Consider the following 22,279-nt stretch of genomic DNA (forward strand, 5'->3'; position numbering starts at 1 on the left):
CATGCTTCACCTCGGCGCGCTCGCCTTCGCCAGCCCCTGGATGCTCCTCGGGCTCGCCGCCCTCCCCGCGATCTGGTGGCTGCTCAGGATCAGCCCGCCGCTCCCGAAGCGCGTGCGCTTTCCCGCGATCCGCTTTCTCATCGGCCTCGCCCCGGAAGAGGAGACCCCGGCCCACACGCCGCTCTGGCTGCTGATCCTGCGCTCCGTGCTTGCCGCACTCATCGTCATCGCTCTCGCCGACCCACTCTGGAACCCGGCGCCGAAGGTCGCGGGCTCCGGGCCGCTGCTCATCGTCGTCGACAATGGCTGGGCCTCCGGCGCGCGCTGGCGCGACCGCGTCAACGCCATCGACGCCCTCATGACCGAGGCGCGGCGCGACAACCGCCCCGTCCTCGTCGTCGGCACGGCGCCCGCCGCAACACCCCCCGAGCTCATCTTCGGCTCGGCCGACGATGCTTCGGCGCGCGCCCGCGCCCTTCAGCCCCTGCCAGTTGCGACCGACCGCCTCGCGCTCGCCGCCCGGCTCGCAGGCCCGCACGTCCTGCCTGCCGCAGGCGCGCAGATCATCTGGCTCAGCGACGGGCTCGACGATGGCAAGGCGTCGCGCTTCTCCGCCGCACTTTCGGCGCTCGCCGGATCGCATGGCCTCGAGGTCGTGGAGCCCCGGCCCGACGACATTGCCCTCGCCCTCCTCCCTCCCGCGACCGAGGGAGACCAATTCGTCGCCACGGTTCTCCGCGCCGACGGCACGGCGCCGAAATCGGGAGGCGTGCGGGCGCTCCAGACCGATGGCGGGCTCGTCGCCGAAGTGAACTATAACTTCGCGGCCGGGCAGCTCTCGACGCCGGTGCATTTCGACATTCCGCTCGAACTGCGCAACCGCATCAGCCGCATCGACATCGCGGGAGAAAATTCGGCGGGCACGGTGAGCCTCATCGACGAGCGCTGGCGGCGGCGCAGCGTGGGCATCGTGTCCGGCGCGCCAATCGAGGAAGCGCAGCCGCTTCTCTCCGATCTCTACTATCTCCAGAAGGCGCTCGATCCCTTCGCCGAAGTGCGCCGCGCCTCCGCCGCGCGCGAGGCCAAAAGCGAGATCGCCGACCTTCTCTCATCGTCGCTTTCGGTGCTCGTGCTTTCCGATCTCGGCAATCTCGTCGGCTCCGACCGCGACGCCATCGCCGCCTGGGTCGAGGATGGCGGCGTGCTTCTGCGCTTTGCAGGCCCGCGAATGGCGGGCGAAGGCGACGATCTCCTCCCCGTGCCGCTGCGGACCGGCGGGCGCGCGCTCGGCGGCACGCTCTCCTGGACGAACCCGCAGCATCTCGCCCCCTTCGAGGCGTCGAGCCCCTTTTTCGGCCTGCAGGTGCCGGACGATGTATCCGTCTCGCGTCAGGTGCTCGCCGAACCGACGATCGACCTTGCCAGCCACACCTGGGCGCGGCTTCAGGATGGTACGCCCCTCGTCACCGCGACAAAGCGCGGCAAGGGGCTCGTCGTTCTCTTCCATGTCACGGCGAATGGCGACTGGTCCAACCTGCCTCTCTCCGGCCTCTTCGTCGAAATGCTGAGGCGCGTCGTCGCCCTTTCGCAAGGCGTCGCGCCGGGCGGCGCGGAGAGCCATGCCACGGAGGCGACGCTTGCGCCGGCCCGCACGCTGGACGGCTTCGGACATCTCGGCCCGCCGCCCGCGACAGCGATCCCTATCGCGGCGACCGCCTTCGACAGCACGCAAGTCAGCCCGCGCAATCCACCGGGGCTTTACGGCCCCGCCGACAGCCCCCGCGCCTTCAACCTTGCCCGCGCCGACATGAAGCTCGAGCGGATGGGCGCGCTTTCCGGGATCGCCAACCGACACAATTACGCCGATGCGGCCGAAATGCGGCTCCGCCCCTGGGCGCTGGCGTTCGCTCTTGCGCTCATCATCGCCGACGGTATCGCCGCCCTCTATGTAACGGGGCTTTTCGATGCGAACCCGATCCGCCGCCGCAGGCGCGGGGCGCTTCTGCCCGTTCTCGCCGCGGGGCTCGCCATCCTCGCCGCCGCGCATGCGACGCCCGCCCGCGCAGCCGATCCGGACAGCTTCGCCCTGGCCGCGACGACCGAAACCCATCTCGCCTATGTGCTGACGGGCGATGCCTCGGTCGATGAGGTGAGCCGCGCCGGGCTCACGGGGCTGAGCGCAATTCTCCGTGAACGGACCTCATTCGAGCCCGCCGACCCCATGGGCGTCGATGTCGCCCATGACGAACTCTCCTTCTTTCCCATTCTCTACTGGCCGATGACCCCCGGACAGGAAGCGCTTTCCCCCGAGGCGCTTTCGCGCATCGACCGCTACATGAAGACGGGCGGCACGATCCTCTTCGATACGCGCGATCAGGACCGCGCCATGGGCGGCCAGCCGGGTCCCGGCACGGAGACATTGCGCCGCCTTCTCAGCCGCCTCGACATTCCGGCGCTCGAGCCGGTGCCGGAGGGGCATGTGCTCACCAAGTCCTTTTATCTGCTGCAGACTTTTCCCGGCCGCTGGGCGGGCGGCCAGCTCTGGGTCGAGGCGACGAGCGCAAGCAGCACGGGCGCGCACCACTCCAATGACGGCGTCTCCTCGATCGTCATCGGCTCCAACGACTATGCCGCCGCCTGGGCGCGCGACGCGAGCGGCCGCCCGCTCTATCCCTGCCAGCCGGGCGGCGAGATGCAGCGCGAACTGGCCGAACGCTTCGGTATCAATTTCGTCATGTATGCGCTGACGGGCAATTACAAATCCGATCAGGTCCATGTGCCTGCGCTCCTCGAGCGGCTGGGACGGTAGGAGCGCGCATGGCCTGGGACATCATATTCGAGCCTGCCCTTCCGCTGCCGCTCATCGCCCTTCTCGGGAGCGCCGGGATCGCGATCACCGCCTATTCGGCCTGGCGCGGCGCGCGCGGCACGGCCTGGCGCATGGCGGCGCTCGCCATCACGCTGCTTGCGCTTCTCAACCCGACCATGCGCGAGGAAGACCGCCAGCCCGTGCCGGACGTTGCCGCCATCGTCGTCGATCGAAGCCAGAGCATGGATGTCGGCGCGCGCCGGAAGGAGGCAGGCGAGGCGCTTGCCCGCATCGAGAAAGCGATCCGGAACCTCAAGGGCGTCGAGACGCGCATCGTGGAAGTCGAGGGCGGCGCGGGCGGTAGCTCCGAGAATGACGGCGAAGGCACGCGCGCCTTCGCGGCTCTTGAAGGCGCTCTGGCCGATGTGCCCCGCGAGCGGGTGGCTGGCGCCGTTCTCATCACCGATGGCGAAGTCCATGACGTGCCGAAGACCGCGGCGGCGCTCGGCTTCGACGCGCCCGTTCATGCGCTCATTGTCGGCCGCAGGAACGAGAGGGACCGCCGCCTGACCGTGCTCGAGGCGCCGCGCTTCGGCATTGTCGACGAAGCGGTGAAGCTCGCCTTCCGCGTCGACGACACGGGCGCAAGCGCGGGCGAGGCATCCGGCATGACCGCGCCGGTCACCATCTCCATCGACGGCAAGGAAGTGATGAAGACCGCCGTGACCGTCGGCGAGAAGACGGAGGTCTCGCTGTCGCTGAAGCACGGCGGCCTCAACGTCATCGAGATCGACGTCGCGCCCGGCCCGGAGGAACTCACGCTCCTCAACAATCGCGCCGTCGTCGTCGCCAATGGCATCCGCGACCGTCTGCGCGTGCTTCTCGTTTCCGGCGAGCCGCATCCGGGCGAGCGTACCTGGCGCAACCTGCTGAAGGCAGACCCCTCCGTCGATCTCGTCCACTTCACCATCCTCCGCCCGCCGGAGAAACAGGACGGAACGCCCATCGGCGAATTGTCGCTCATCGCCTTTCCGACGCGCGAACTCTTCGTCGACAAGCTCGACCAGTTCGACCTCATCATCTTCGACCGTTTCAAGCGGCAGGGCGTGCTGCCGCTCGAATATCTGTCGAACATCGCCAAATATGTCGAGAATGGCGGCGCGCTGCTCGATGCGGCGGGCCCCTCCTTCGCCTCGCCCTATTCGCTTTACCGCACGCCGCTCGCGGTGATCCTGCCCGCTCAGCCGACGGGCGACATCACGCTTGGCGGCTTCCGGCCCGAAGTCACCGCGACCGGCCACAAGCACCCCGTCACCGCCGATCTTCCGGGCAGCGCCGACAGCCCGCCCAAATGGGGCCGCTGGTTCCGCGTCATCGACAGCAGGGTCGAGCGCGGCGAGGTGCTGATGGAAGCACCCGGCGGACGCCCCCTCATGGTGCTCGACCATGCCGGCAAGGGGCGCGTCGCGCAGGTGCTCTCCGATCAGATATGGCTCTGGTCGCGCGGCTTCGAGGGCGGCGGTCCGCAGGCGGAACTTCTCCGCCGCCTCGCCCATTGGCTGATGAAGGAACCCGACCTCGAGGAAGAAAATCTTTCGGCCACGATCGAGGGCGACACGCTGAGCGTGAAACGCCGGACCATGGCCGACACGACGCCGCCCGCCGAAGTCACCCTGCCCTCCGGCAAGACGAAGGAACTCGCGCTCGAAGAAACCGCGCCCGGCCGCTTCGAAGGACGCATTGCCGCCAGCGAACTCGGGCTCTACCGCGTGACGCAGGGCGACCTCAGCGCGGTGACGGCGGCAGGGCCGCTCAACCCGAAGGAATTTGCCGATGTGCGCGCGACGGAGAGCCGTCTGAAGCCGGTCGTCACGGCAAGCGGCGGCGGCATCTACTGGGTCGGCAAGGACGCCGAGGACACGCCCTCCGTGCGCGGCGTCCGCCCCGAGCATGACGCGGCCGGCGACGACTGGCTCGGCCTCAAGCGCAACGGGCAATATCTCGTGCGCGCGGTCCATCAGGTGCCGCTGCTGGCGGGCCCCCTCGCGCTCATCCTCATTCTCGGGGCGCTCGCCCTCGCCTGGCACCGGGAAGGCCGCTGACGAGGCGGCAAAAGCCCGCGCTCCGCGCTTGCGGCATCGCCGGGCCGGGCGTATGTTCGCCCGCGATGTTATAATATTACATTTCCGGGACCCCCTAATGGAGCCCTCCTCCGACCTCCCCGCCGCCCCCTCCGCGCCGCCCGCCTTCTCCGCTCTCGGCGCGAGCGTGCCGCAGCGCCTCGGGATCGCGGGCCTCCTGATCGCCCTTATCTGGCTCGCCGTCTACTGGGCGCGCGCCTGATGGCCGGTCTCATCGACATTGACGACCTCACCGTCGCCTATGACCGGCGGCCAGCCGTCCATCATCTGAGCGGCAGCTTCGCCCAAGGCAGCCTCACGGCCGTTGTCGGCCCCAACGGCGCCGGCAAATCGACGCTCCTCAAAAGCATTGTCGGGCTTCTTCGTCCGAGTCAGGGGCGCATCGCCATGCGCGGCATCGCTCATCGCGATCTCGCCTATCTGCCGCAGCAGGCCGAGATCGATCGCAGCTTTCCCATCGACGTCGCCGACACGGTGGCCCTCGGCCTCTGGAACGGAACCGGCATCTGGAAGGCGGTCACGGGCGAGGGCCGGCGGCGCACAGCGGCGGCGCTTGCCCGCGTCGGCCTCGAGAGCTTCGCCCGTCATCCGATCGGCAATCTGTCGGTCGGGCAGTTTCAGCGCGTGCTCTTCGCCCGCATCATCCTTCAGGATGCGCGAGTCATCCTTCTCGACGAGCCCTTCGCCGCCATCGACGAGCGCACCACCGCCGATCTCCTCGCCATCGTGAAGCGATGGCATGAGGAAGGCCGCACGGTGATCGCCGTGCTGCACGACATGAACGAGGTGCGCGAGCATTTCCCCGAAACGCTGCTCATCGCGCGCGAACTTGTGGCCTGGGGGCCGACAGGAGAGGCGCTCACCGATGAGATGCTCGCCCGCGCCCGCGCCATAGCGCGCACCTGGACGAACGGGCACGGCCGGGAGCACGCGGCATGAGCTTCTATGCGAGTGTCATCGCGCCCTTCGCCGAATATGGCTTCATGCGGCGCGCCCTCGTCGCCTGCCTTGCGCTCTCGCTCGGGGCCGGACCCATCGGCACCTTCCTCGTTCTCCGGCGCATGAGCCTCATGGGCGATGCGATGAGCCACGCCATCCTGCCGGGAGCCGCAATCGGCTTTCTCGTCGCAGGTCTTTCGCTCTGGGCCATGTCGGTGGGCGGCCTCGTCGTCGGCCTTGCCGTGGCGCTTCTTGCCGGCATCATCAGCCGCGCGACGGCGCTGCGCGAGGATGCGAGCCTCGCGGGCTTCTATCTCATCAGCCTCGCGCTCGGTGTGCTCATCGTCTCGACGCGCGGCTCGAATGTGGACCTGCTGCATGTGCTTTTCGGCAGCATCCTTTCGGTCGATGACGAGGCGCTGCTTCTCGTCGCGTCCATCTCGACCGTGACGCTATTGGCGCTCGCCATCATCTATCGCCCGCTCGTCGTCGAGTGTTTCGATCCGGGTTTCCTGCGTGCGGTCGCGGGCCGTGGCTCGCTCTACCACGTCGTCTTCCTCGTGCTCGTCGTCGTCAATCTCGTCGCCGGATTTCAGGCGCTCGGCACGCTGATGGCGGTCGGCCTCATGATGCTGCCCGCCGCCGCCGCCCGTTTCTGGGCCGTCTCCGTCTGGTCGCTCGCCGCCGTCTCAAGCGCGATCGCCTTCATCTCCGGCTGGATCGGGCTTCTCGTTTCCTACAATTTCGACCTCCCCTCCGGCCCTTCCATCATCCTGACAGCCGGCGCGATCTATGTGCTTTCGATCCTCACGGGCTCGCAGGGCAGCCTGCGAAAGCGCTTCTTTCCCGGCGCGCATTTCCACAACGAGCCTCATGATCCCGCCTGAGACGACGCCCATGAAAAGACTTTTCGGCGTATTGGCTCTTCTCCTCGCGCTCTTTCCCGCGCCCGCTTTCGCCGCGCCGCTCAAGGTAGTCGCGACCTTCAGCGTGCTTGGCGACATGGTGCGGCAGGTCGGCGGCGACCGCATCGACCTCACCGTGCTCGTTGGGCCCGATGGCGACGCCCATACTTTCGAGCCGAGCCCCGCCGATGCGCGCCTGCTCGCCCGCGCCGATCTCCTCTTTCTTAACGGGCTCGGCTTCGAGCCATGGCTTGCCAAGCTCGCCGCCGCCTCCGGCACGCAGGCCCGCTTCGTCGCCGCAAGCGATGGCGTCGAGCCGCTGAGCATGAACGAAGGCGGCGCGACCGTTCCCGATCCTCACGCATGGCAGGACCTTGCGAACGGCGCGATCTATGTCCGCAATATCGAGGCGGCGCTCGCCAGCGCCGCGCCTGCCGACGCCAAGGCTTTTCACGAGAATGCGGCGCACCTGCTGCGCGAGCTTGCCGATCTCGACAAGTGGACGCGCGCCGAGATCGCCGCCCTGCCCGAGCCCTCGCGCAAGATCATCACCACGCACAATGCCTTCGGCTATTTCGGCGCGGCCTATGGCATCGCCTTCCTCGCCCCTGAAGGGCTCAGCACCGACGCCGAGCCGAGCGCGCGAACGCTTGCGAGGCTCATCGACCAGATCAAGCGGGAGCACATCCGCGCCCTCTTCATCGAGAACATGTCGGACCCCCGCTTCATCCGCATGATCTCCGCCGAAACGGGCGCGAGCCTGGGCGGCAAGCTCTATTCCGATGCGCTCTCCAAACCCGGCGGCGCCGCGCCGACCTATCAGGCCATGTTCCGCAACAATGTGCCGCAGCTCGTGGCGGCGATGCGGCAAAATCGGTGATGGCGGCCGAAAGGGGCTGATGTATAAGCCGGGCCTTCTGCGACGGCTTGCGCCCCCGCCACCCCATCAAAGGCCCCGCGCCCATGCTCACGACGGTTTCAGACTGGCGCCCGATGCGGCAATCCGATCTCGGCGCGGTCGATGAGATCGCGAAGATCGTCCATCCCGCCTATCCCGAGGACATCGCCGTCGCGACCGAACGGCTCGCGCTCTTTCCGCAGGGCTGCTTCATCGCCGAAGGCGAGGCCGGCCCGCTCGGCTATGCGATCTCGCATCCCATGATCCTCGGCAGGCCCGCAGCGCTCGACAGCCTGCTCGGCGGCCTCCCCACCGAGGCCGACTGCCTCTTCCTCCACGACATTGCGCTGACGGCAAGGGCGCGCGGTCTTGGCCTCGGCCGCCTGCTCATCGCGCGACTAAGGGAGGTCGCCACCCGGCAGGGGCTTGCCCGGCTCGCCCTCGTTTCCGTCAACAATTCGCAAGCCTACTGGCAGGCACAGGGTTTCGAGGCATTGGCGCCCGATGCGGCGCTCGCCACCAAGCTCGCAAGCTATGGCGACGATGCCGCCTATATGGCGCGCGTCCTCTGAGCAGGCGCCTCGCGCATCTCCGGCGCAGGCTTCGTGATCGGGCCGTGCGCGGCCGCGAAAGCGCCAGGCTCCAGTTCCCGATAGAGAAGCCGAGCCGGATCGACCGGCCCCGGCATGGTGAGCCGGCCCGGCGGCACGGGAGCGAAACCGACCTTGGCGTAATAGGGCGCATCGCCCACAAGGATCACCAGCCGGTAGCCGAGCGCCTCCGCATCGGAAAGTCCGCGCTGCATGAGCTTGACCCCGCAGCCCTGCCCCCTGAGCCGCGGCTCGACGGCAAGCGGCCCGAGCATGAGACCCGGCACGCCACCGATGACGACCGGCCAGAAGCTCAGCGAGCCGACCATGCGGCGCTCGACCTTGCCGTCGCCGGTCACATCATTGGCGAAGGCGACATAGCAAAGCTCCGGGATCGCCCTGTTGCCCTCGCGCAACCGCTGCGCCGTCTTGGCATAGCGGCCCGGGCCGAAGCTCAGGTCGAGCAATGCGTCGATGGCGGCCTGATGCTCCGGCCGCTCGAATTCGATTTCAAACATGGAAAGCTGTCTCTCGGGTCTGGACGATGCGCTAGGGGGTGGTGGCACCCGCCGCTCTGCCTTCCGGGCGTCAGCCCTGGAAGCCGAGAACGCGACGGCGCGCCCTGCGGAGAGCCTTCCGGCCCTCGCAGCCCATTCGTCGTCGCTCGATCGCAAGGCGCGTCATGTCCAAATCCCTCCGGGTCCGGGCGCAATTGCTGCCGACCCTCGCAGACATGGACGCGGATAGCACACACGGATACCCGACGTAAAGCGGCAAGCTCGGCCCGAAGGCCCTGAAAAGGTCTGGAACCCACCGGGTCCATTCGCTAGCTTGCCACCAACTCCAGGCCCAACGTCATAATCAAAGATCAGGGAGAGAACCCATGGGACTTCTTGAAGGCAAGGTGGTGCTCGTTACCGGCGCGGCAGGCGGCATCGGCAAGGAATGCGCGCTGATCGCGGCGCGCGAAGGCGCGAAGGTCGTCGTCAACGATCTCGGCGGCAGCGTGAAGGGCGGCGACGAGGGCAACGCCTCGGCGGCCCAGAAGACCGTCGACGAGATCAAGGCGGCGGGCGGCGAAGCGGTCGCCAACTCCGACAGCGTGGCGCTGAAGTCGGGCGCCGAGAACATGATCGCCCAGGCGCTCGACACGTTCGGCGCGCTGCACTCGATCATCAGCCCGGCCGGCATCCTGCGCGACGGCATGTTCCACAAGATGCCCGACGAGGACTGGGACGCCGTCATCAACGTCCACCTCAACGGCAGCTACAACATCGCCCGCGCGGCCATCAATCATTTCCGCGAGCAGCAGGAAGGCAGCTTCGTTCTCTTCACCTCGACCTCCGGCCTCATCGGCAATATCGGTCAGGCTAACTACGCCGCCGCGAAGATGGGCATCGCCGGCCTCTCGCGCATCATCGCGATGGAAGGCGCCTCGAAGAACGTCCGCTCCAACATCATCGCGCCCTTCGCCTGGACGCGCATGATCGCGACGATCCCGGTCAAGGACGAGGCTTCGGCCAAGCGCGTCGAGCGCATGAAGAATGCCATGCGCGCCGAGCAGGTCGGCAATTTCGCCGTGGCGCTCGCCGCGCCGAGCTGCACCGCCAACGGCCAGATCTTCGCCGTCCGTGGCAACGAGCTCGTGCTCTTCTCGCAGCCGCGCCCTGTGAAGTCCGTCGCCCGCATCGACGGCTGGACGCCGGAGACGATCCTGACCCACGCCTTCCCGGCGATGGAAGGCGGCTACACCGATCTCGGCAATACGGGCTCGGTCTTCACCTGGGAGCCGGTGTAAGCGTTTACCCACAATTCGTCACGGCCCACTTCATGGGGGCATGACGAAGAAGTGAATATGGACATTCCCGGCGGCGGCACCCATATAGGTGCCGCCGTTCGGCTTTCAGGAGGGTGAAATGGCAAAGAGAAAGACGCCGCCCCCGCTAAAGGGGCGGAACCTTGCGGCAAAGGCCCTCGCCTCGCCGCTCCACCGGCAGCGGGTGGTCAAGAACCGCCGCAAATACGACCGCAAAAGGCGCGATGCCACCGAAGGCTTCGCGCCTTTTCATTTGGCACCGGCCCTCCGCTTCGCCTGACGCCCCGTCTGGCGTTTCGGGGCGAGCGATCCCGTCCAGCGCGCCCGGCCCGGCCCGAACTTCTCCACCGCGAAATCGACAAAGGCCCGGACCTTGGCCGAGAGATGCCGCGTATGCGGATAGATGACGTGGAGCATCAGCGGCGGCGGCACCCAGTCATCGAGAACGGAAACGAGTTCGCCCAAACGAAGCGCGTCGCAACTGATGAAATCGGGTGAAATGCTGAGCGCCTGCCCCGCGCGCAGAACGGCCGAGGCCGCATCCGCATTGTTGCAGAGAAGCGGCCCCTTGAGTTCCACCTGAACGGGCTTCCCATCGCCATTGCGGAATTCGAGAAGCTCCGGCCGCGACATTTGCGTGTAGAGGATGAAGGGATGGTCCGCGAGGTCGCGCGGATGCTTCGGCACGCCATGCGCCTTGAAATAGCCGGGCGTGCCGACGACGAGGCGGCGCACCGGCGCGAGCTGCCGCGCGATGAGGCTTGAATCGACGAGCGGCGAGATGCGCAGTGAAACGTCGAAGCCTTCTTCCATGAGATCTATGCGCCGGTCGTTGAGTTCGAGCTCGACGACGAGTTCGGGATAGCGCGCGAGAAATTCGGGCAGCACAGGCCCGAGTTCCCTGATGCCGAAGGTCATCGGCGCGTTGATCCGGAGTCTCCCCCTGACCGCCCCTTCGATGCAGGAGGCATCGCGCTCGGCCTCCTCCGCCTCCGCGACGATGCGGGCCGCGCGCTCGAAGACGACGGCGCCCGCTTCGGTCACGCTGATCCGCCGCGTCGTGCGGTTGAGAAGCCGGACACCCAGCTCGTCCTCCAGCGCGGCGATCTGCCGGCTCACCATGGATTTCGAGAGCTTCAGCGCGTCCGCGGCCGCGGTGAAGCTGCCAAGCTCCACGACCCGGGCATAGACGGCGAAGGCATTGAGATCGAGCGGCATTTGTTGCACCTCGAAGAACAATCTGTTCTCGAAACAATGAATTGTCTCAGAAGTTTGCGCAAATACTTTTAGGGCACCAATCCGTTGCACCCGGCCATGAAACGCCGGTCCGATCAGAAGCGAGGAAACAATGTCGGCGAATACGCGCGTTCTTGTGCTTTATCACAGCTCTTACGGCCACATCGAAAAGATGGCCGAAGCGGTCGCGGAAGGCGCCCGCTCGGAAGCCGGCGTCGAGGTCGTGGTGAAGCGCGTTCCCGAAACCATGCCCGAAGAGGCGATGAAGCAGGCGAACATGAAGGTCGAGCAGAGGGCGCCGCTCGCAACGCCGGCCGAACTCGCCGATTATGATGCCATCGTCTTCGGTACGCCGACGCGCTTCGGTAACATGTCCGCCCAGATGCGAAACTTCCTCGATCAGACGGGCGGGCTCTGGGCGCAGGGCAAGCTCATCGGCAAGGTCGGCAGTGTCTTCACCTCGACCGGCGTCGGCATCGGCAATGAATCGACCATTCTGACGACGCAGGTGACCCTGCTTCATCACGGCATGGTCGTCGTCGGCGTGCCCTTCGGCGCGCCGGGCATCGGCGATATTTCCGAGGTGCATGGCGGCTCCTTCTACGGCGCAGGCACCATTGCGGGTTCCGATGGCGCGCGCCAGCCGAGCGAAATGGAACTCGGCATGGCGAAATATCAGGGCGCGCATGTCGCGCGCATCGCGAAGAAAATGAAAGGCTGAGGCTTCTCGCGGCGCGCGCACCTCCTTCGGTCCCATGCGCGCGCCGCGATACTCCGGCCGGCAGCGTTGCTCCTCCCCGGCTGCCGGCCGGTCGAATTCCGAAAGGAGAAACACATGATCGACGTCAGACCCCTGGAGACCCTCGGCGGCGAGAACCATGGTTGGCTCGACGCCAGGCATCACTTTTCCTTCAGCAATTATTACGACCCCGCCCGCATGGGCTGGGGCGCGCTCAGAGTGTGGAACGACGACCGCATCAAGCCGCATACCGGTTTTCCGCCTCATGGCCACCGCGACATGGAGATCGTCACCTTCGTGCGCGAAGGCGCAATCACGCATCGCGATCACCTGAACAATCAGGGCCGCACGCGCGCGGGCGACGTTCAGGTCATGTCGGCTGGCAAGGGCATCCAGCACGAGGAATGGAACCTCGAGGACACGGACACCACGCTCTTCCAGATCTGGATCGAGACGCGCAAGAAGGGCATCCGCCCGCGCTGGGAACAGGCGGAATTTCCGAAGGAAAACCGCAAAGGTCAGCTCGTGCAGCTTGCAAGCGGCAAGCCCGACGCGCCCGCCGAAGCGCTCTATATCGAGCAGGACGCCGCCATTCTCGGCGCGACGCTCGGTGAGGGACAGGAGGTCGTCCACGAACTTGCGGGTGGGCGGCTTGCCTATCTCGTCCCGTCGAAGGGAAGCGTCACCGTCAACGGCGTGCTCGTGCCCGAGCGCGCGGGCGCTGCCATTCGCGGCGAGGAGAGGATCGTGATCCGCGCCGCGGAAGATGCGGAGATCCTGCTCGCCGATCTTCCGCCTGAAGTTTGAGGAGGTATAGCAATGGGTCTTCTCGTCGACGGAAAATGGCACGATGAATGGTATGACACCGGCAAGACGGGCGGCCGCTTCGTGCGCAGCGACGCGGCCTTCCGCAACTGGGTGACGGCGGACGGCTCTCCCGGCCCCTCGGGCGAAGGCGGCTTTGCCGCAGAGGCGGGGCGCTATCACCTCTATGTTTCGCTCGCCTGCCCCTGGGCGCACAGAACGCTCATCTTTCGCAAGCTGAAGCGGCTCGACGACAAGATTTCGCTCACCATCGTCGATCCGCTGATGCTCTCGGAAGGCTGGACGATCGACGGCACTTATCCCGGCACCCTGCCCGACAGCGTGAACGGCAAGACGCGGCTTCATGAAATCTATCGGCTCGCAAAAGCCGATTACACCGGCCGCGTCACCGTGCCCGTGCTATGGGACAAGACGCGCAAGACCATCGTCTCGAATGAATCCTCCGATATCATCCGCATGCTGAACTCGGCCTTTGACGGCCTCGACGGCGTGGACGACTCGCTGGACTTTTACCCCGAAGAGTTGCGCCCGGAGATCGACGGCCTCAATGCCGCGATTTACGACCGCGTGAACAACGGCGTCTACAAGGCCGGCTTCGCCACCACGCAGGCAGCCTATGACGAAGCCGTGAGCGCGCTCTTCGACGAGCTCGACCGGATCGAGACGCGCCTTTCCGGCCAGCGCTATCTTGCGGGCTCGAGGATCACCGAAGCGGACTGGCGGCTCTTCACCACGCTCATCCGCTTCGATGCGGTCTATCACGGCCACTTCAAGTGCAATCTGCGGCGCATCGCGGATTATCCGAACCTCTCGAACTATCTGCGCGAGCTCTATCAGGTGCCGGGCGTCGCAGGAACCGTGAACATGAGCCACATCAAGCTGCACTATTACGGAAGCCACAAGACGATCAATCCGACAGGCATCGTGCCGATGGGGCCGGTCCTCGATTTCTCGATCCCGCACGACCGGGCGCGCTTTCCCGCCTAGAGCTTCGGCCCGAAGATGCGGTTGACGCCGACGAGGCTGCGGTTCTCGTCATAGCGATCCATCGGCGGCAGACCGAAATGGAATGCCTTGAGCGCCGCATCGCCGCTCTGGCGGACATCGAGATCGACATTCGAGGTCACGCAGAAATTGTTGCCGTGGCGCGCCGTATAGAAGCCGCCGCAATGACGCACCGCCGCGCGCAACATGCCGAGCTGAACGTCGTTGAGCCGCTTGAGTGTCGTCTCGTCGCGCGGCAGGGCATTGGGATCGAAATCCTCGGCCGCCGCGAGCGCGCCGATGCCGCCGCAAAGGATCATGGCCGACAGTGCGAAAGTGGCTGCGATTTTTTTCATATCGCTCCTCCGATCCCCCTTGGCTCACATTAGCGCTGGCGGCGGCGCTCCGGCTACTTAAGATGGAGGGAAACAAGCAGAGGGATGGACGATGGCCGGTTTTTCGGATTACGACAAATATGATGCGCTGGGCCTGGCGGATCTCGTGCGCAAGCGCGCCGTGAAGCCGGAAGAACTGCTCGATGAAGCGATTACCCGTACCGAAAAGGCCAACCCGACGATCAACGCCGTCGTGCTCAAGCATTACGACGAGGCGCGCGCCCAGATCGCGCGCGGCCTGCCCCAGGGCCCCTTCACCGGCGTGCCGTTTCTTCTGAAGGATCTGCACCTCCTTCTCGACGGCACGGTGACGACCTTCGGCTCGGCCTATTATCGCGGCAACAAGGCCGATCACAACAGCACGCTCACCGAGCGCTATCTCGCCGCCGGCCTCGTCATCTTCGGCAAGACGAACTCGCCAGAATTCGGGCTATCGACCTCGACCGAACCGCATCTCTATGGCCCCACGCGTAATCCGTGGAACATCGAACATTCGGCGGGCGGCTCCTCCGGCGGCGCGGCGGCGGCAGTCGCGGCCGGTTTCGTTCCCGTCGCCAATGCGAGCGATGGCGGCGGCTCGATCCGCATTCCTGCGGCGGCTTGCGGCCTTTTCGGCATGAAACCGACGCGCGGCCGCACGCCCATGGGCCCGGATCGCGGCGAAGGCTGGTCGGGCATGTCGATCTCGCATGTCGTCTCGCGCTCGGTGCGCGACAGCGCCGCCATGCTCGACGTCACGCATGGCAACGCCCCCGGCGATCCCTACGATGCGCCCGCCTATACCGGCTCCTATCTCAGCGAGGTGACGGCGGAGCCCGGCCGCCTGCGCATCTCCTTCACCACCCGGCGGCCGAACGGCACCCCATGCCACAAGGATGTCGTGGCCGCGATCGAAGCGACCGCGAAGCTCCTTGCCGATCTCGGCCATCATGTCGAGGAGGCAGAGCCTGAGATCGACGTGCAGGAAATGGCCACGCATCAGATCACCATCATCGGCGCCAATGTGGCCTTCGCTCTCAGGTCCCGCGCCGCGCAGCTCGGACGCGAGGCCTCGCAGGACGACATCGAAGTCTTCACGCGCCTCATCGCCGAAAACTCGGCGACGCGCGGCAGCGCCGACTATGCTGGCGCGATCCTCTACATGCACCAGATGGGGCGCAAATTCGCCGCCTATCACGAGCGCTACGATGTCCACCTGTCGCCGACGCTCGGCCTGCCGCCGCTGAAGCTCGGCATTCTCAATACCATGTCGAACGATATCGGCGCCTATCTCGCGGCCAGCGCCGAATCCGTGCCCAATATCGGCATCTACAACATGACCGGACAGCCGGCCATGTCGGTTCCGCTGCACTGGAATGCGGAGGGGCTTCCCATCGGCGTCATGTTCTCGGGCCGCTTCGGCGACGAGGCGACGCTTTTCCGCCTCGCAGGTCAGCTTGAGGCGGCAAGCCCCTGGTGGCACAGGCGGCCCGCGACCGCCTGAAGCCGCTCACCATAAATCGGCAGGTTCGAGTCCTTCCATCACCTCGCCAATGCGGGCCCGCGTGCCCGGCGTCGTTCCTTCGGGCAGCGCGCCGGGCGCGAAGAAATCATACTCCGCGATTTCGAGGCTCGACCGCGTAACGCGCTCATAAGTTCCGTGCTCGACCAGAAAGAGCGCGACGTGATCCGACTTGAACTCGCGGAAATTGGCGTAGAGCCCGAAGAGCCGGGGCCTGCCGCGCAGGATGATGCCCGCTTCCTCGTCGAGTTCGCGGGTGAGCGCCGTCAGCATGGTTTCGGAACGCTCCACGCCGCCGCCCGGCAGGTACCAGCCATCGACATAGGAATGACGGACGAGGAGCACATGCCCGCGCTCGTCGCGCACGAGCCCGCGCACTCCTGCCGTCAGGGGCCGGCTGAGCCGGAAATAAAGGCGCGTAAGGGGCCGAATCACGCGCCAGACGGGAAGAGGAAGATTCGCCATGGACGAAGCCTATCCCATGTTTTCCGCGCCGCATCGCCAAATGGAGGACAGGCCGCCCCTCCGGCCGTTTAGAAGCCATCAACACATGCTGCGTTAACTTCGCGGGAAGAAATTGGGCATGCGCCGTCGCGTTTTCGTCGGGGGTGAGTTGGGCATGGGCTTTCTTTCGCTGTTCACGGGCGGCAAAAGAAAAAAGAGGCGGAAGAGAAAAGGGCCGCCGCCGGACAGGCCGCGCGCGCCGCGCAGCGCGGTTGCGCGCGCCTTGCGCCATGTGGCCGCCGCCTCCGGCTCGCCGCTCGCCGCCGAAATCGGCCAGCGCATCGCGACCGCCTTTTCCACCATCGAGACGGCCGTGCTCGCCATCGACGCCGTCTGCGACAAGCTCGGCGAGGCGCGGGATCTCGTCTCCGCCGCGCAGGCGACAAGCGATGCCGGGCGCCGCGCGCTCTTTGCCGGGCGCTATGACGATGTGCGCGCCGAGATCGACGCGCTTGTCGGCTCCGCCTCGCACAATCGCGTCAACCTCATCAACGGACGGCTGATCGGCGGCCGCTCGCCCGCCTTCGACATCGCGCTCGACGAACGCGGCCGCGCGAGCATCGCGGTCCAGATCGCCAATCTGACGACGGGCCCCGGCGGTCTTGCGCTCTCGCCTCCGCGCTCGGCCTTCGCCGAGGATACCGAGCTTGCAACCATCGCCGCCGAGATCGTCGCGGCGCAGGCCCTCGCGGCAAGTGTGAGCGCCCGCTTCGCCGATCACGCCGCCCTTCTCTCGGAGCGTCTCCAGCGCCTTCAATCCGCCGCGGGCTCCCGCGTCATCGAGGCGGAGCTTCCGACCGGCGCGGACGCCATGCCGCCTGCCGAGGAGGAACTGGGCCCCGTCGATCTGAGCATCGCCGAGGTCGAGGAAAGGCTTCACAAACTCGCCGACAGGCTCGCCGAGCGTGCCGCGCAGGCCGAAACGCAGCCCGCAGGCTGACCCCCCCATAATTCGCGCGGCGGGCGCAACGGCGTTCGCGCCTTGGCCGCCTCCTTATGCTAGCTTTCGCAAAGCATCAGGGAGGATGAGACGATGACGGGCAATCCAGCAGCCGCGAGCGCCAATGCCGAACAGATCGAAGCCTGGAACGGCGTCGTCGGCGCGAAATGGGTCGCCAATCAGGATCGCCTCGACCGCGTCCTTGCTCCCTTCGGCAGGGCTATCCTCGAGGCCGCGGCGCCGAAACCCGGCGAACATGCGCTCGACATCGGCTGTGGCTGCGGCGCGACGACGCTCGAACTGGCGCGGCAGGTCGGGCGCGAGGGGCGCGTGATGGGCATCGACATATCCGGGCCGATGGTGGCGCGGGCCCGCGACCGCGCAGGCATGCTCGGCCTCTCACCCGTCTTCGAAGTTGCCGATGCCTCCTCCTACCCCTTCGAGCCCGGCAGCTTCGATCTTCTCATGTCGCGCTTCGGCGTCATGTTCTTCGACAATCCGCCATCGGCCTTCGCCAATCTGCGCCGGGGCATGAAGCCCGGCGCCCGGCTCGCCTTCATCTGCTGGCGGGCGCTCGGCGAGAACGACTGGGTCAAGGTACCGCTCGCCGCCGCCCTCGCCCATGTGCAGCCTCCCGCGCCGACGCCGCCCGGAACGCCAGGCCCCTTCGCCTTCGCGGATCGCAGCCACGTTCTCTCGATCCTCGAACGCGCGGGCTTCAGTTCCATCGCCATCGAGCCTTTCGATGCGCCCATGGCCATCGGCACGCCCGAAGGCGGCATCGAGGAAGCGCTGACCCAGTCGATCGAGATCGGGCCGATCGCCCGCCTCATCGCGGATGCGCCCGAAGATGTCCGCGCCCGCGCGCGCGACGCCGTGCGCGAGGCGCTGCTCAAGCACCGCACGGAGAGCGGCATCGCGCTGGGCGGCGCCGCCTGGATCGTGACCGCTCGTGCCTGATCGCCGACATCGGCCCCGATGATCCGTCCACGCTACGGTTTTTTTAAGACCTGTTGACTATGCTTTCCCTCAGGCGCGTGGGGCGCCTGTGACCCGGAATGCCTTTCGCCACATGGCGAGATGGCGCATGCCGGGCGCGCATATCGTTGCATGAGTGCCGGAGCGAGTAACCGGGCTGGCCGTTTTCCGCCAGTCCTGAATTGCCTCCGGTTCGGGGGTTAGCATGGCTCGATCCATATTCGAGACTTTGACGGTGCTCGTCGTCGACGACAGCATCCATATGCGCCGGCTCATTTCGCGACTTCTCGAAGTGATCGGCGTCCGGCACATTCTTCTCGCGGCCGACGGCGAGGAAGCCTGGTCGAAATTCCTGACGCACAAGCCCGACATCGTCATCACCGATGCGGCGATGAAACCGATGGACGGCTTCGTGCTGACGCACAAGCTGCGCACCCTCGACGAGAGCGAGCTTTGCGCGGTGCCGATCATCATGGTCTCGGCCCACAGCCAGCTCTCCGCCGTCGAGCGCGCACGCGATCTCGGCGTCACTGACTTCCTCTGCAAGCCGATCTCACCGCGCCTTCTTTATGAACGCCTCCTCGGCGTGCTGAACCGCCCGCGCGATCTTCTTCCGCATCCGTCCTTCGCGAGCCCCGAGCGCCGCCTTTGCGACGAGCCCTTCGAGGGGCCCGAGCGGCGCAGCGGCGTCGCCTATATCTGAGGAGTCGCCAGATGGATGACGCCACCGCTCCCGATATCGGCGCGCGCTTCGTGCGCCTGCCCTCGGTCGCCGAACGAAAGCTTGGGGCCGACTACGCCGCCCCGATCCGTCTCGACCCGCGCATCCTCGAACAGATGCAGCAGACGATCCGGGACCTCGGCGCCCAATATGCGGGCACAATCAAGGCGCAGGTCGGCTCGCTCTTCGCCTTCATCGATGCTGCCTGCATGGCCGGATCGGCCGAGGCGCGCGGCCAGCTTTACAGCCTCGCCCATGAAGTGCGCGGCATTGCGGGCACATTCGGCTTTGCCATCGTCGGACGCTTTGCGGACTCGCTCTGCCGCTATATGGAAACGCGCAAGTCGCTCGACCCGACCATCATGCGCTTCCATGTCGAGGCGATGTATGACGCCTTGCAGAACGCGGATTGCGATCCGGCGCTTGCCGACGAAACGCTCCGCTCGCTCGAAAGGCTCACCGAAGCCTCCAAGACCGACGAAAGATCCTACGGATGAATAGCGGCCCGCCGGCGCAGCACGAGCTTCTGCGCTCGCTGAGAGTTCTCATCGTCGATGACAGCGCGGAGATGTGCCGGCTGCTTGTCGCGCTGTTCGCGACCATGGGCGCCGGCGACGTGGCCTGCGCGGCAAGCGGCGAGGAAGGGCTACGGCTTTTCGCCTCGGGCGACTTCGACCTCATCATCACGGACGGCACCATGCAGCCCATGGATGGCTACGAGATGACGCGGGCCATCCGCGCCATGAGCGAGACGAAAGGCGCGGGCGCCGACCTGCCCGTGCTCATGATCTCCGGCCACAGGGACAAGGAACTCGTGACCCGCGCGCGCGACAATGGCGTGACCGATTACATCGTGAAGCCGGTCACAGCCGAGTTGCTCTATGAGCGCGTGCTGGCCGCCATCCTGAAGCCCATCCACCTTATCGAGATGGAGGGGTATCGCGGCCCTTCGCCGACGCGCCGCCTCGTGGCGCACAAGGCGGACATGCCTAGCGGGCAACCTCGTCGAGGAAGCGGGCAAGAAGCGGATTGACCCGCTCCGGCGCCTGCCAGAACGGCATGTGGCCAAGCCCGTCGAGAATATGCACCTTGCCGTCCCAGAGGTTCCGGTAGGTGAGCGACGTCAGAAACGCATTGTTGACGAAGGGTTCGGCCCCGCCCGAAACGACGGCGAGCGGCTGGGGCGCGGTGGCGGCGATCTCGCGCCCGTCGAGATCCCGGCCTTCGATGATCGACTTGAGCATCAGCGGACGGAAACGGCCATCGGCGCGCATCTCCGCCTCGAGCATCCACGGCTCGAGTGGCACGCCCGCTCCCACGCCCGCCTGCGCCTGCGAGCGCGCCTCTTCCTCGGTAAAGCTCTCCTTGAAGGTGAGCCCCATATTGTCGGACGGCAGAAAGGCCGACTGCATGTCGCCTGTCCCCGCGGGCGGCGTGCCGGTGATCCATGCCGCCACCGTGCCCGGCCAGCGCGCCAGCAATTCGAGCGCGATATGGCCGCCGAGCGACCAGCCGACGATGACGGCGCGGCCAATGCCCCGCGCCTCGAGGAAAGCCATCGCCGCATCGGCAAAGCCGTGGATCGAATAGGTCGTTGCGGGGTCCGGCGCGTCGGAACTTTCGCCATGGCCCGGCAGGTCGAAGGCGATCAGGCGGTAGCGCCTGCCGATCTCGCTCTCGAACTGGCGGCCAAAATAGGTCTTGCAGGCCGAATTGCCGTGAATGAAGAGCACCGCTGGCCCCTCGCCCCCGGATTCGACCCAGGCGAGCCGGCCATGAGGCGTGTCCGCAAATCCCGATTTCCGCATGTATTTTCTCTCCCCCGCTTGCCGTCAGAGCTTAGCCGTCCGCCGCGCTGCGATCCTCCGATTTCGGCGCCCTGCCCTGCCGGTACAAAAAATGACATGAGCGTCATTATTTTTTGCATCCATTAACCCTCCACGTTATATTGATACTCAATGAGGGTTGGACGCCGCGCCCGCCTCGTTCGGTCGAGTTCCGCCCCAGTGAAGACGAAGACGTCAAACCAAGGAAGCCATTCGGGCCTGGAGGAGGAACATGACCAACACTGAGACGAACCTGACCGTCGATCCGGCATACGAAGCCGTAGCCCCCGACGATTTTCCCTCGATGATGGATGTTGAGCGCTACGGCAAGCGCTCGACGGCGTTCGACAAGATCATCTCGGCGACGCACGATCATTTCTGGGATCCGATGGACAAGAAGTACATCGACTTCTCCCAGCCCTTCGACATGGAAAACGAGTATCTGATCGACCCCGCGCAGAATACCGATCTCAAGACCGCGGTGGCCGACAAGCTCGACGAGAAGCAGAAGATCAAGCTCGTCAATCTCGACGTTCAGTGGTCGCTTTCCTCGATCCTTCATGGCGAAGCCGGCGCGCTCGCGCTCTCGGCCTCGCTCTGCCACATTCTCCGCGATCCGGGCGCGCAGGAATATGCCGCCAACCAGACCCGCGAGGAAGCGCGCCACGTCGCGGGCTTCTCGAACTACATCAAGGCCCGCTGGGGCAAGCCCGTGCCGGTGGGCCCCGCGCTCGGCAACATCCTCACCGAGCTCGTTCTCTCGCCGCTCGTCTGGAAGAAGATCGTCGGCATGCAGATGCTCGTCGAAGGCCTCGCCATGGGCGCTTTCGCGACCTTCTACAAGATCAGCCGCGACCCGCTGATGGTGAAGCTCATGCAGCTCACCATGACGGACGAGGCGTTCCACCACAAGTTCGGCAAGATCTGGGCCGACAAGACCATCCCCAACCTCAATCCGGCCGAGCGCGACCAGATCGAGGACTGGGCCTGGCACGTCTTCGAGGTTCTGCTCTACAACCTCGGCAGCCCCGAGCAGAAGAAGCACATCTACACCGCCGTCGGTCTCGACTGGGAGTGGGTGCAGGGCGCGTTCATGGAAGCGCTGACGGACGTCAACATCCGGCAGGAGATGCAGGAGACGACGAACATCTTCCGTGTGCTGATCAAGACGCTGCTCAAGGCGGGCATCATCACGAACCGCACCGCCGGCAACTACGCCGCCTTCATCGACATGAAGGAACTTCACCTCGAAGGTGACCGCATGGTCGGCGACGACATCGCCGAGGAAGGCATCAAGTACCTTCTGCAGATCAACGGCCAGGGCAACCGCGACTACTCGCTCGACAAGATGTCGGCGGCCGAGTAATCGCACTGCCGAACGAAACGAACGGGGCGGCACCTTCGGGTGCCGCCCTTTTCGTTTGCGACGCCGCAATCCCGCTGGCGGCAAGCGCCGTTCCCCGTCCCGTGCATGTAAAACAGATCGGCCGGAGCCCGCGCGCCTTGCTGACATTGCTGTAACGAGCGGGCCA

At 66.1% G+C, this 22,279-nt stretch carries 23 protein-coding genes; 18 read left to right on the top strand and 5 right to left on the bottom strand.

Annotation, left to right across the window (positions count from 1 at the left end; translation table 11 throughout):
- Position 1: 1 nt before the first annotated feature.
- From PKA57_RS08110 to PKA57_RS08140, 7 genes are all read left to right on the top strand, one after another.
- Complete coding sequence (locus PKA57_RS08110) at positions 2–2,809, top strand: DUF4159 domain-containing protein (protein WP_324299350.1); 2,808 nt, start codon at positions 2–4, stop codon at positions 2,807–2,809.
- A gap of 8 nt (positions 2,810–2,817) precedes the next feature.
- On the top strand, positions 2,818–4,911 hold the full coding sequence (locus tag PKA57_RS08115) for a hypothetical protein (protein ID WP_324299351.1): 2,094 nt from the start codon (positions 2,818–2,820) through the stop codon (positions 4,909–4,911).
- 97 nt (positions 4,912–5,008) lie between these two features.
- Complete coding sequence (locus tag PKA57_RS08120; RefSeq protein WP_324299353.1) at positions 5,009–5,152, top strand: hypothetical protein; 144 nt, start codon at positions 5,009–5,011, stop codon at positions 5,150–5,152.
- The gene (locus tag PKA57_RS08125) at positions 5,152–5,889 is read left to right on the top strand and encodes an ABC transporter ATP-binding protein (protein ID WP_324299355.1); all 738 of its coding nucleotides are present in this window, start codon (positions 5,152–5,154) and stop codon (positions 5,887–5,889) included. Before PKA57_RS08120 ends, PKA57_RS08125 begins: the two co-directional genes overlap by 1 nt.
- Complete coding sequence (locus PKA57_RS08130) at positions 5,886–6,776, top strand: metal ABC transporter permease (protein WP_324299357.1); 891 nt, start codon at positions 5,886–5,888, stop codon at positions 6,774–6,776. Before PKA57_RS08125 ends, PKA57_RS08130 begins: the two co-directional genes overlap by 4 nt.
- A gap of 10 nt (positions 6,777–6,786) precedes the next feature.
- A complete protein-coding gene (locus PKA57_RS08135; RefSeq protein WP_324299359.1) occupies positions 6,787–7,674 on the top strand; it encodes a metal ABC transporter substrate-binding protein in 888 nt (295 codons plus the stop codon).
- An 83-nt stretch (positions 7,675–7,757) separates the two neighbouring features.
- On the top strand, positions 7,758–8,264 hold the full coding sequence (locus PKA57_RS08140; protein ID WP_324299361.1) for a GNAT family N-acetyltransferase: 507 nt from the start codon (positions 7,758–7,760) through the stop codon (positions 8,262–8,264).
- On the opposite strand, the gene PKA57_RS08145 is transcribed toward PKA57_RS08140, so the two are convergent.
- The gene (locus tag PKA57_RS08145) at positions 8,243–8,800 is read right to left on the bottom strand and encodes an N-acetyltransferase (protein ID WP_324299363.1); all 558 of its coding nucleotides are present in this window, start codon (positions 8,798–8,800) and stop codon (positions 8,243–8,245) included. The genes PKA57_RS08140 and PKA57_RS08145 overlap by 22 nt on opposite strands.
- Before the next feature lie 365 nt (positions 8,801–9,165).
- On the opposite strand from PKA57_RS08145, the gene PKA57_RS08150 reads away from it, so the two are divergent.
- Positions 9,166–10,080, top strand: a complete 915-nt coding sequence (locus PKA57_RS08150; protein ID WP_324299365.1) for an SDR family NAD(P)-dependent oxidoreductase — start codon at positions 9,166–9,168, stop codon at positions 10,078–10,080.
- A gap of 267 nt (positions 10,081–10,347) precedes the next feature.
- Here PKA57_RS08150 and PKA57_RS08155 read toward each other — a convergent pair whose 3' ends face one another.
- Positions 10,348–11,316: a LysR family transcriptional regulator gene (locus tag PKA57_RS08155; RefSeq protein ID WP_324299368.1), complete on the bottom strand. Its 969-nt coding sequence runs from the start codon at positions 11,314–11,316 to the stop codon at positions 10,348–10,350.
- A gap of 130 nt (positions 11,317–11,446) precedes the next feature.
- Between PKA57_RS08155 and wrbA the strand changes: the two genes are divergently transcribed.
- The 3 genes from wrbA (at position 11,447) to PKA57_RS08170 (ending at position 13,885) form a co-directional block, all read left to right on the top strand.
- The gene (gene wrbA, locus PKA57_RS08160; RefSeq protein ID WP_324299370.1) at positions 11,447–12,055 is read left to right on the top strand and encodes an NAD(P)H:quinone oxidoreductase; all 609 of its coding nucleotides are present in this window, start codon (positions 11,447–11,449) and stop codon (positions 12,053–12,055) included.
- Positions 12,056–12,169: 114 nt separating this feature from the next.
- Positions 12,170–12,880, top strand: coding sequence for a pirin family protein (locus PKA57_RS08165; RefSeq protein WP_324299371.1), 711 nt, complete (start codon positions 12,170–12,172; stop codon positions 12,878–12,880).
- Between the two features lie 12 nt (positions 12,881–12,892).
- Positions 12,893–13,885 carry a glutathione S-transferase family protein gene (locus PKA57_RS08170; RefSeq protein WP_324299373.1) on the top strand — a complete coding sequence of 331 codons (993 nt, stop codon included), beginning with the start codon at positions 12,893–12,895 and terminating at the stop codon, positions 13,883–13,885.
- On the opposite strand, the gene PKA57_RS08175 is transcribed toward PKA57_RS08170, so the two are convergent.
- The gene (locus PKA57_RS08175) at positions 13,882–14,238 is read right to left on the bottom strand and encodes a hypothetical protein (protein ID WP_324299375.1); all 357 of its coding nucleotides are present in this window, start codon (positions 14,236–14,238) and stop codon (positions 13,882–13,884) included. The two genes, PKA57_RS08170 and PKA57_RS08175, sit on opposite strands and share 4 nt — an antisense overlap.
- 91 nt (positions 14,239–14,329) lie before the next feature.
- Here PKA57_RS08175 and PKA57_RS08180 point away from each other — a divergent pair, with 91 nt between their 5' ends.
- Positions 14,330–15,760, top strand: a complete 1,431-nt coding sequence (locus tag PKA57_RS08180; protein ID WP_324299377.1) for an amidase family protein — start codon at positions 14,330–14,332, stop codon at positions 15,758–15,760.
- Between the two features lie 6 nt (positions 15,761–15,766).
- Here the strand turns inward: PKA57_RS08180 and PKA57_RS08185 are convergent, their stop codons facing one another.
- Positions 15,767–16,243: an NUDIX domain-containing protein gene (locus PKA57_RS08185; protein WP_324299379.1), complete on the bottom strand. Its 477-nt coding sequence runs from the start codon at positions 16,241–16,243 to the stop codon at positions 15,767–15,769.
- 118 nt (positions 16,244–16,361) lie between these two features.
- On the opposite strand from PKA57_RS08185, the gene PKA57_RS08190 reads away from it, so the two are divergent.
- From PKA57_RS08190 to PKA57_RS08210, 5 genes are all read left to right on the top strand, one after another.
- Positions 16,362–17,222 (top strand): hypothetical protein, encoded by an 861-nt coding sequence (locus PKA57_RS08190; protein ID WP_324299381.1) that lies wholly within the window; start codon positions 16,362–16,364, stop codon positions 17,220–17,222.
- Positions 17,223–17,315: 93 nt separating this feature from the next.
- Positions 17,316–18,182 (top strand): class I SAM-dependent methyltransferase, encoded by an 867-nt coding sequence (locus PKA57_RS08195; RefSeq protein ID WP_324299383.1) that lies wholly within the window; start codon positions 17,316–17,318, stop codon positions 18,180–18,182.
- A 223-nt stretch (positions 18,183–18,405) separates the two neighbouring features.
- Entirely contained in the window at positions 18,406–18,903 is a 498-nt protein-coding gene (locus PKA57_RS08200; protein ID WP_324299385.1) for a response regulator, read from the top strand.
- Between the two features lie 11 nt (positions 18,904–18,914).
- The gene (locus PKA57_RS08205) at positions 18,915–19,418 is read left to right on the top strand and encodes an Hpt domain-containing protein (protein WP_324299386.1); all 504 of its coding nucleotides are present in this window, start codon (positions 18,915–18,917) and stop codon (positions 19,416–19,418) included.
- Entirely contained in the window at positions 19,415–19,954 is a 540-nt protein-coding gene (locus tag PKA57_RS08210; RefSeq protein ID WP_324299389.1) for a response regulator, read from the top strand. The genes PKA57_RS08205 and PKA57_RS08210 overlap by 4 nt, the downstream gene beginning before the upstream one ends.
- On the opposite strand, the gene PKA57_RS08215 is transcribed toward PKA57_RS08210, so the two are convergent.
- The gene (locus PKA57_RS08215; RefSeq protein ID WP_324299391.1) at positions 19,911–20,729 is read right to left on the bottom strand and encodes an alpha/beta hydrolase; all 819 of its coding nucleotides are present in this window, start codon (positions 20,727–20,729) and stop codon (positions 19,911–19,913) included. The genes PKA57_RS08210 and PKA57_RS08215 overlap by 44 nt on opposite strands.
- A 250-nt stretch (positions 20,730–20,979) precedes the next feature.
- Between PKA57_RS08215 and PKA57_RS08220 the strand changes: the two genes are divergently transcribed.
- Positions 20,980–22,113 carry a ferritin-like domain-containing protein gene (locus PKA57_RS08220; RefSeq protein WP_324299393.1) on the top strand — a complete coding sequence of 378 codons (1,134 nt, stop codon included), beginning with the start codon at positions 20,980–20,982 and terminating at the stop codon, positions 22,111–22,113.
- The last annotated feature ends 166 nt before the right edge of the window (positions 22,114–22,279 follow it).

This window comes from Parvibaculum sp. (assembly GCF_035325945.1).
GTDB lineage: Bacteria > Pseudomonadota > Alphaproteobacteria > Parvibaculales > Parvibaculaceae > Parvibaculum.

Excerpts from the sequence above, each read along its gene's own strand:
- PKA57_RS08140 (WP_324299361.1), top strand. The coding sequence starts at position 7,758 with ATGCTCACGACGGTTTCAGACTGGCGCCCGATGCGGCAATCCGATCTC.
- PKA57_RS08170 (WP_324299373.1), top strand. The coding sequence starts at position 12,893 with ATGGGTCTTCTCGTCGACGGAAAATGGCACGATGAATGGTATGACACC.
- PKA57_RS08145 (WP_324299363.1), bottom strand. The coding sequence starts at position 8,800 with ATGTTTGAAATCGAATTCGAGCGGCCGGAGCATCAGGCCGCCATCGAC.
- PKA57_RS08200 (WP_324299385.1), top strand. The coding sequence starts at position 18,406 with ATGGCTCGATCCATATTCGAGACTTTGACGGTGCTCGTCGTCGACGAC.
- PKA57_RS08220 (WP_324299393.1), top strand. The coding sequence starts at position 20,980 with ATGACCAACACTGAGACGAACCTGACCGTCGATCCGGCATACGAAGCC.
- PKA57_RS08120 (WP_324299353.1), top strand. The coding sequence starts at position 5,009 with ATGGAGCCCTCCTCCGACCTCCCCGCCGCCCCCTCCGCGCCGCCCGCC.
- PKA57_RS08135 (WP_324299359.1), top strand. The coding sequence starts at position 6,787 with ATGAAAAGACTTTTCGGCGTATTGGCTCTTCTCCTCGCGCTCTTTCCC.
- PKA57_RS08185 (WP_324299379.1), bottom strand. The coding sequence starts at position 16,243 with ATGGCGAATCTTCCTCTTCCCGTCTGGCGCGTGATTCGGCCCCTTACG.
- PKA57_RS08155 (WP_324299368.1), bottom strand. The coding sequence starts at position 11,316 with ATGCCGCTCGATCTCAATGCCTTCGCCGTCTATGCCCGGGTCGTGGAG.
- PKA57_RS08115 (WP_324299351.1), top strand. The coding sequence starts at position 2,818 with ATGGCCTGGGACATCATATTCGAGCCTGCCCTTCCGCTGCCGCTCATC.
- PKA57_RS08130 (WP_324299357.1), top strand. The coding sequence starts at position 5,886 with ATGAGCTTCTATGCGAGTGTCATCGCGCCCTTCGCCGAATATGGCTTC.
- PKA57_RS08210 (WP_324299389.1), top strand. The coding sequence starts at position 19,415 with ATGAATAGCGGCCCGCCGGCGCAGCACGAGCTTCTGCGCTCGCTGAGA.
- PKA57_RS08110 (WP_324299350.1), top strand. The coding sequence starts at position 2 with ATGCTTCACCTCGGCGCGCTCGCCTTCGCCAGCCCCTGGATGCTCCTC.
- PKA57_RS08125 (WP_324299355.1), top strand. The coding sequence starts at position 5,152 with ATGGCCGGTCTCATCGACATTGACGACCTCACCGTCGCCTATGACCGG.
- PKA57_RS08165 (WP_324299371.1), top strand. The coding sequence starts at position 12,170 with ATGATCGACGTCAGACCCCTGGAGACCCTCGGCGGCGAGAACCATGGT.
- PKA57_RS08150 (WP_324299365.1), top strand. The coding sequence starts at position 9,166 with ATGGGACTTCTTGAAGGCAAGGTGGTGCTCGTTACCGGCGCGGCAGGC.
- PKA57_RS08175 (WP_324299375.1), bottom strand. The coding sequence starts at position 14,238 with ATGAAAAAAATCGCAGCCACTTTCGCACTGTCGGCCATGATCCTTTGC.
- PKA57_RS08195 (WP_324299383.1), top strand. The coding sequence starts at position 17,316 with ATGACGGGCAATCCAGCAGCCGCGAGCGCCAATGCCGAACAGATCGAA.
- PKA57_RS08180 (WP_324299377.1), top strand. The coding sequence starts at position 14,330 with ATGGCCGGTTTTTCGGATTACGACAAATATGATGCGCTGGGCCTGGCG.
- PKA57_RS08205 (WP_324299386.1), top strand. The coding sequence starts at position 18,915 with ATGGATGACGCCACCGCTCCCGATATCGGCGCGCGCTTCGTGCGCCTG.
- PKA57_RS08190 (WP_324299381.1), top strand. The coding sequence starts at position 16,362 with ATGCGCCGTCGCGTTTTCGTCGGGGGTGAGTTGGGCATGGGCTTTCTT.
- PKA57_RS08215 (WP_324299391.1), bottom strand. The coding sequence starts at position 20,729 with ATGCGGAAATCGGGATTTGCGGACACGCCTCATGGCCGGCTCGCCTGG.
- wrbA (WP_324299370.1), top strand. The coding sequence starts at position 11,447 with ATGTCGGCGAATACGCGCGTTCTTGTGCTTTATCACAGCTCTTACGGC.